1 pseudogene is annotated in these 481 nt (G+C 52.2%); it reads left to right on the top strand.

What is annotated here, in order from left to right:
* A pseudogene (locus EXE42_RS16805) lies at nt 1-481 on the top strand (chemotaxis protein); the annotation flags it as partial.

The raw sequence follows: 481 nt of genomic DNA on the forward strand, positions 1-481 counted from the left end.
CGTTGGAAACGTCGATGAAGACGCACACGTCATCTCTGAAGACGGCGACAAAATCGATGCTTCGCTAAACATGCTCGTAGCCATCGAAGAGCAACAAGTCGCTGTACACGCCGCACTCCTCGGCGAAGAAGGAGAGCAGTCAAAATTTGAAGCAGCAGGACGGAGATTCGACGAATACTCCGCCAAGCTACAACAGCAAGAGCTGAGCGAAGCAGAACAAGCAGAGTTCGAAGAATTACAGGGGCAACACGAACAGTACTCGACGATCGCTCAGGAACTGTTTACAGCCTTAGAAGCCGGTGATATGGAGCAAGCACAGGTCAAGAGTGATGAGTTAGACGCAATCGTCACAGATACCAAGGACTCCGCGCAGACGCTCGAGCAGGCAGCTATCGAAGACAAAGAAGCATCGGTTGTTGCAGCCGACAGTACCACACAAACCGCACAGTTGGAAGTTCTTGGGCTGACCATCGGAGCGTTC

Origin of the sequence: Halorubrum sp. SP3, from assembly GCF_005435195.1 — an archaeon.
Taxonomy (GTDB): domain Archaea; phylum Halobacteriota; class Halobacteria; order Halobacteriales; family Haloferacaceae; genus Halorubrum; species Halorubrum sodomense.